The organism is Planomonospora algeriensis (assembly GCF_977012225.1).
On record NZ_CDRNDK010000340.1, the window covers coordinates 1 to 6,991 of the forward strand.

Annotated in this window: 7 protein-coding genes; 6 read left to right on the forward strand and 1 reads right to left on the reverse strand. The window is 70.9% G+C overall.

The features are described 5' to 3' along the window. Positions 1 to 271: 271 nt before the first annotated feature. The 4 genes from ACWJ6R_RS26735 (at position 272) to ACWJ6R_RS26750 (ending at position 4,182) form a co-directional block, all read left to right on the forward strand. A complete protein-coding gene (locus tag ACWJ6R_RS26735) occupies positions 272 to 1,459 on the forward strand; it encodes an RtcB family protein (RefSeq protein ID WP_449064881.1) in 1,188 nt (395 codons plus the stop codon). Between the two features lie 331 nt (positions 1,460 to 1,790). Beyond that, positions 1,791 to 2,141 carry a hypothetical protein gene (locus ACWJ6R_RS26740; RefSeq protein ID WP_449064882.1) on the forward strand — a complete coding sequence of 117 codons (351 nt, stop codon included), beginning with the start codon at positions 1,791 to 1,793 and terminating at the stop codon, positions 2,139 to 2,141. Positions 2,142 to 2,284: 143 nt separating this feature from the next. After that, positions 2,285 to 3,019 carry an SAM-dependent methyltransferase gene (locus ACWJ6R_RS26745; protein ID WP_449064883.1) on the forward strand — a complete coding sequence of 245 codons (735 nt, stop codon included), beginning with the start codon at positions 2,285 to 2,287 and terminating at the stop codon, positions 3,017 to 3,019. A gap of 44 nt (positions 3,020 to 3,063) precedes the next feature. Beyond that, a complete protein-coding gene (locus ACWJ6R_RS26750; RefSeq protein WP_449064884.1) occupies positions 3,064 to 4,182 on the forward strand; it encodes a DUF4328 domain-containing protein in 1,119 nt (372 codons plus the stop codon). A gap of 190 nt (positions 4,183 to 4,372) precedes the next feature. Here the strand turns inward: ACWJ6R_RS26750 and ACWJ6R_RS26755 are convergent, their stop codons facing one another. After that, entirely contained in the window at positions 4,373 to 4,735 is a 363-nt protein-coding gene (locus tag ACWJ6R_RS26755) for a DUF4440 domain-containing protein (protein ID WP_449064885.1), read from the reverse strand. Positions 4,736 to 4,884: 149 nt separating this feature from the next. Here ACWJ6R_RS26755 and ACWJ6R_RS26760 point away from each other — a divergent pair, with 149 nt between their 5' ends. After that, positions 4,885 to 5,451 (forward strand): NADAR family protein, encoded by a 567-nt coding sequence (locus ACWJ6R_RS26760; RefSeq protein WP_449064886.1) that lies wholly within the window; start codon positions 4,885 to 4,887, stop codon positions 5,449 to 5,451. 207 nt (positions 5,452 to 5,658) lie between these two features. After that, the gene (gene moaA, locus ACWJ6R_RS26765) at positions 5,659 to 6,648 is read left to right on the forward strand and encodes a GTP 3',8-cyclase MoaA (RefSeq protein WP_449064887.1); all 990 of its coding nucleotides are present in this window, start codon (positions 5,659 to 5,661) and stop codon (positions 6,646 to 6,648) included. The last annotated feature ends 343 nt before the right edge of the window (positions 6,649 to 6,991 follow it).

Here is a 6,991-nt window from a genome sequence, read left to right on the forward strand (position 1 = left end):
CACAGAGCGCACAGAGCGCACAGAGCGCACAGAGCGCACAGAGCGCACAGAGCGCACAGAGCGCGCGGATCGCGGAGCTCATCGAGCCGACCTCGGCCCCCGCTCCGGGCCGTCCGCCTCGCGGGCCGTACGGGAAGACTGCGTGCCGTTCTGGCTGTTCATCCGGATGAGAGCCGTTAATTGAGTTGCGGCGGGTGATCCGGTTCTGGCGTCATTGACCCTGTCCGCAATGGAGTCCGCAAGCGACTCGCCGGAGGGAGGCGACGTGGGGATGACGTACAGAGAGGTGCCGGGCGGCCGTGCGCCGATCCGCATGTGGGCCGACCCCGACGAGGTCGAGACGAACGTCATGCAGCAGCTGCGCAACGTGGCGAACCTGCCGTGGGTGCAGGGGGTCGCGGTGATGCCGGACGTGCACCACGGCAAGGGGGCCACCGTGGGCTCGGTCATCGCGATGCGGGACGCGGTCTCACCGGCGGCGGTGGGCGTCGACATCGGGTGCGGGATGACCGCGGTGAAGACCTCCTACACGGCCGACGGCCTGCCCGACAACCTGGCCTACCTGCGCTCGAAGCTGGAGCAGGCGGTGCCCGTGGGGTTCGGGCACCACAAGCGTCCGGTCGACCCGACGAAGCTGCACGGGTTCAAGACCGCCGACTGGGCGGACTTCTGGAAGGACTTCGACCGCCTCGCCCCGTCCGTGCGGGGTAAGCGGGAGCGTGCCGAGGTCCAGATGGGCACCCTCGGGGGAGGGAACCACTTCCTGGAGGTCTGCGCCGACGACGAGGGCGCGGTCTGGATCGTGCTGCACTCAGGTTCGCGCAACATCGGCAAGGAACTGGCCGAGCACCACATCGGCGAGGCGCGGAACCTGCCGCACAATCAGGACCTGCCGGACCGGGACCTCGCGGTGTTCGTCGGGGGCACGCCGCAGATGGACGCCTACCGGCGGGACCTGTTCTGGGCGCAGGACTACGCGCGCCGCAACCGGGCGGTCATGATGGCCCTGGCCTGCGACGTACTCCGGCGCCACCTTCCGAACATCACCTTCGAACAGCCGATCTCCTGCCACCACAACTACGTGGCGGAGGAGCGGTACGACGGCGTGGATGTGCTCGTCACCCGCAAGGGCGCGATCCGCGCGGGATCCGGCGAGTTCGGCATCATCCCCGGCTCGATGGCGACCGGCACCTACATCGTGAAGGGCCTGGGGAACGCCTCGGCGTTCAACTCGGCCTCACACGGTGCCGGTCGCCGGATGAGCCGGAACAAGGCCAAGAGGACGTTCACGCTGGCGGACTTCAAGGCCCAGACAGAGGGCGTGGAGTGCCGCAAGGACACCGGGGTGATCGACGAGATCCCGGCCGCCTACAAGGACATCGAGTCGGTCATGGCCGCCCAGTCCGACCTGGTCGAGGTCGTCGCCCACCTGCGCCAGCTCATCTGCATCAAGGGCTGACAAGGTCCGAGAGCCTGCATCGCAGTAGCGGAACCCCGCTGACCCGCGGTGCGGGCTCTCGGCGTTTCTCATCGCTTCACGCGTGATCGCGATGCCATGTGCCCTGAATATGCCTTGATCTTGGGACGTGGAATCTCTGCTTGGTGAGATGGTTCCTCTGTCCCAGTCGGTATCGATCAGGCGTTCGATCAAAAGGGCTGGCGTTCGTGGAATGAAGCAGGAGCGCTTTCCACTCTGAAGCCGCAGGCGATGTGGTCCAACGATGTTCGTCGCGCCGCGCGATCTCCCGGAAGGCGTTGCGGGCACCTCTTGAGACCGGGACGATCCAGATATGAGGAAACTGGTCGCCTGCGTCGCAATGGCATCGCTGACGTCCTGCGGGTACATCCACGAGCAACGCGTTGTGCGTTCCTTCGCCGAGCTGGAGCAGGTGGCCCAGACGGCCGGACCGGATGACGGCACGACGACGCGACCGCAGAAAATCGGGGAGATCGAGTTCCAGGCTATTCATAGAGAGGGTGATCGCGTCTACTTCAAGGTGGGCGAAAGTATGCCCGGCGGGGAGCCCTACGGCTACGTCTGGAGTCCCGAGCGCGCACCGGTCGATGACTCCAACCCGTCGGTTGCTTCGTCCTTCGAACACATCCAGGGTTCTTGGTATCACTGGAATGACAGCTACTGAGGGTCGCGTCCATCGAAGTGGTGCAGAAGTCTCCCCAGATGACAGGCGCGTCGCCGGACATGAGAACGGCCATCGCAACCCACCCTCCGGGGAGCGGGAAAACCTCTCGCGGAGATCGCGATCAACCCCTTACAGTGCGCGCCATGACCAATCCCCCTCCTCTGGGAACGTGTGGCCGGCTGGACTTCCACGCGCCGCTGTCCGCCGAACGCGCCGACCGGCTGACGGCCGCTCTCGCGGAGGCCGGACCGTCGACCGTGCTCGACCTGGGCTGCGGGTGGGGCCGGCTGCTGCTGCGCATCCTGGAGGCCGTACCGGGCGCCCGCGGCACGGGCGTCGACGTCCACGGGCCCGACCTGGTGCGCGGGCGGGCCGATGCCGAGGCTCGCGGCCTGTCCGACCGCGTCACCTTCATCGAGGGCCCGGCCGACGAGCACCTCGCCGCCGCGGACCTGGTGCTGAACGTCGGCGCCTCCCAGGCCTTCGGCGACATCCCGGCCGCGCTGCGCGCCCTGCGCCCCCTGGTCGCCCCGGAGGGCCGCCTGCTGTTCGCCGACGGGTTCTGGCAACGCACCCCCACCGATGACGAACTGGCCGCCATGTGGCCGGGCGCCTCCGCAGGCGACCACACCGACCTGGCCGGCCTCGTGGACCAGGCCGCGGCCGCCGGATTCCGGCCGCTGCACATCGAGACGGCCACCCGCGGCGAATGGGAGCGATTCGAGTCGGGCTACACCCGTGACGTGGAGGAATGGCTCCTGGCCAATCCCGTCCATCCCCGGGCCGAGGCCGTCCGCGCCGAGGTGGACCGGCACCGCTCCCGATGGCTGCGCGGCTACCGTGACGTTCTGGGATTCGCCTTCCTCGTCCTGGGCTGATCCGCGATACCGGCCCGTGTCGTACCCCTCGGCGAAAGACCTTCATGACTTCGAGCACGTCCCCCACGCCCGTCCGTTCCCTGCGTCCGGTCCGCCCGTTCGCGATGGTCGCCGTCGCGTTGCTCGCCGCGGTCACCATCGCGTCCACCGCCGTCTCCGTCCTTTACCTCGGCCACCTCGGTGGCTGGTCGTGGCCGGAGAGCGATGGGCGAGACGCCCTGGACCCGGCCGGCCGTCTCCTGCTCCTGTACGCGGCCGTCCACCTCCTGGCGGGGATCGCCTTCGTGTGCTGGCTGTTCCGCGCCCGGTCCAACGCGTACGCGATCTCTCCCGGGGTCGCGCACTCGTACGCCGCGCCGTTCCTGGTGCTCGGATGGTTCGTCCCCATCGTCAACCTGTTCGTCCCGAAGGGGATCGTCGACGACGTCTGGGCCACCTCGCGGCCCGGTGGTCTCCGTCCGGGGACGAATCTCCTCCAGGTCCGCCGTCCGGGCCTGGTCTGGGCCTGGTGGCTGACCTGGCTCGCGGCGGGGTGCGCCGACACGCTCGCCGCGGCTCTGACGGCCGTGGGCACGGAGATGGACGCGGAGGAAGAGGAGAGGGCCGCCGAGCTGGCGTCCGGGCTGGGAACCGCGGCCGCGGCGGCCGGTGTCCCGCTCGCGATCGCCGCGGGCCTGCTCGCCATCCGGATCGTCCTGGTGATCACCCGGCTCCAGGAGGCCGTCCGCGCCGCCGGTGGTCCCGAGCCCTCCCGGCACCGGACGTCGTACCTCGGGCTCGTCTCCCTCGTCGTGCGCGACTACGACGAGGCCGTCGGGTTCTACACCGGCGTCCTGGGGTTCGAGCTGCTGGAGGACACGGCGCTGGAGGACGGAAGGCGCTGGGTGGTCGTCCGCCCTCCCGGCGCGGAGGAGACGGCGCTGCTGCTCGCGCGCGCCGCCACCCCCGAGCAGGAGGCGCGTGTCGGGGACCAGACCGGCGGCAGGGTCGGCCTGTTCCTGTACACCGACGACTTCCCCCGCGACTACGAGCGGCTGCGGTCGGCGGGCGTCGTCTTCGAGGAGACTCCGAGGCGGGCGCCGTATGGCGCGGTAGCGGTCTTCCGCGACCTGTACGGCAACCGCTGGGACCTGCTCCAGCCCACCTCGCTGGAGGGCTTCTGAACGGAGCCGTGCCCCGTCCCCGCCCGCATCACCGGCCGCGTCGCGCCTCCCGGCGGTCCGGCCTGGGAGGCGCAGCGGTCAGGCGGACGCGACGACGGCGTATCTCTCGTCGGTGATGGTCCGCCCCCACAAGACCGGATCGGTCAGCGGCGGGGCCGTGACGCCGGACGCCCCGGTGCGGTCCTGGTGCTCAGCGGGGCGTCTGCTGGTGGAAGGCCAGCTTCCAGCCGTCCGGCCGCCGCACGTACAGGCTGCTGATCAGCGCCGAGTACGGGGGATCGCCGTCCCGCCGGGCGACGGCGCCGTAGACGACCAGTCCGGTGTCGCCCGTGGGGTGCGAGACCCTCAGGTCCCCGAGTTCGTAGGAGGACCACGGCCGTCCCGACATGGACGCCACGACCGCGGCCCGGTCGTCGAGCGCCAGGCCGCCGGGCAGGAGCATGACGACCTCACTGTCGAGGATCCGTTCGTAGAACCCGGCGGCGGCCTCCGGGGTCGAGGATAGGGCCTGCCAGCCCTGTCTCTCGAGGTCGGCCGGCTCGTTGCGCGTCATCGTCGTCTCCCGTCTCCTCGTGTCGCCGTACTGATCGGTTCCCGTCCCTTGCCCGGTCGCGCCCGAGTATGCGGCGCCTCCCGGACGGGACGGCCGGGGCGCGGAAACCGGCTGGCGGCCCGTGGCCGGGATCTGGAAGGGTGCACGGCATGGCTGAGGCGATGGACGCGCGCGACGTGGCGGCTCTGACGGCGGCGGTGGAGCGCGGTGAGAGAGTCCGATACCTCATGTTCTGGGGGCACCGGCCGCCGCGCTCCGGCGAGGTCGGGGCCGGGTGCCTGTCGCAGTGGTGGCCGGCGGACTTCGCCGTGGACGGGGTGGTCTACCGCACCGCGGAGCACTTCATGATGGCGGGCAAGGCGCGATTGTTCGGCGACGAGGAGACCGCTGCGCGGATCGTGGCGGCCGGGCACCCGAAGCAGGCCAAGGACCTGGGGCGCAGGGTGCGCGGCTTCGACGAGCGGACCTGGGCGGCGGCCCGCTTCGACCTGGTGGTCCGGGGCAACCTGGCCAAGTTCGGACAGCACCCGGAGCTGGGAGGGTTCCTGCTGGGGACGGGAAATCGGGTGCTGGTCGAGGCGAGTCCGGTGGACCGGATCTGGGGGATCGGGCTCGCGGCCGACGACGAGCGGGCCGGGCGGCCTGGATCGTGGCGGGGGCTGAACCTGCTGGGGTTCGCCTTGATGGAGGTACGGCAGGCGCTGCGGGAGCGGTGACGGCCGGTCCGTCCCCCCGGCCGGCGGCGGGTCCGGCGGGACGGACCGTCACCCACGCCGCGAGGCGGCGCCGGGACGTCCGCGCGAGGGGGAATCATCCGTACGGCGCGGCTGTTGTCAGGCGGTGGAGCCCGTTTTTGGGCGGAGGAGGGGGTCGGCCTTAGGCTGGCCCCCTGCTCGAATGACGAAGGATGAGGGGTGACGCCCGTGTTGCGCGACTCGTTCGGCCGAGTGGCGACCGATCTTCGGGTGTCCCTCACGGACCGCTGCAACCTGCGCTGTTCGTACTGCATGCCGCCCGAGGGCCTCGACTGGCTCCCCAAGCCCGAGCTGCTGACCGCCGAGGAGATCGTCCGGCTGGTCACCATCGGGGTGGAGCGGCTCGGTATCACCGAGGTCCGCTACACCGGCGGCGAGCCGCTGCTCCGCCGCGAACTGGTCGACATCGTGGCCCGTACCACCGCGCTCGCGCCCCGGCCGCAGGTCTCGCTGACCACCAACGGCATCGGGCTGGCCCGGCTCGCCGCACCGCTCGCCGCGGCCGGCCTCGACCGGGTCAACGTCTCCCTCGACACCTTGGACCGTGAGACGTTCGCCAAGCTCGCCCACCGCGACCGGTTGACCGACGTGCTGACGGGCCTGGCCGCGGCCGAGGCGGCCGGGCTGCGCCCGGTGAAGATCAACGCGGTGCTGATGCGCGGTGTCAACGACCACGAGGCCGTCCCGCTCCTGCGCTACTGCCTCGACAAGGGCTACGAGCTCCGCTTCATCGAGCAGATGCCGCTGGACGCCCAGCACGGCTGGCGCCGGGAGAACATGATCACGGCCGACGAGATCCTCGCGACCCTGCAGGCCTCCTTCGACCTGACCGACGCCGACCCGGCGGAGCGGGGCAGCGCCCCCGCCGAGCTGTTCCTCGTCGACGGCGGCCCGGCGCGGGTCGGCGTGATCGGTTCGGTCACCCGGCCGTTCTGCGGCGCCTGCGACCGGGTACGGCTGACCGCCGACGGCCAGATCCGCAACTGCCTGTTCGCGACGGACGAGTCCGACCTGCGGGCGGCGATGCGCTCCGGAGTCTCCGACGACGAGCTGGCCGAGCGCTGGCTGGCGGCGGTCCGGGTCAAGAAGGCCGGGCACGGCATCGACGACCCCTCCTTCCTGCAGCCGTCCCGCCCGATGTCGGCCATCGGCGGTTAGCCCCGTGACCGTCCGGTCCGCTCCCGGACGTCTGTCCGGTTCGCCATCAGGCGCACCGTCCGGCCCGCTCCGGGGCGCCTGTTCGGTTCCTCATCAGGCGTACTGCCCGGTCCGCTCCGAGGTGCCTGTCCGGTTCGTCGTCAGGCGGGCCGCCCGGTCCGCCCGCGCGGAAGCGGCTCCGGATCAGGTCGCCCAATCGATGTGAGCTAGCCTCATCTCCATGAGCGGTTACGACGCGCTGATCCTCGCCGGGGGGGCGGGCCTCCCGGCTCGGCGGGCGGGACAAGCCCGGCCTGGAGGTGGGCGGGGTGCCGCTCATCGAGCGCGGTGGCCGCCGACGAGT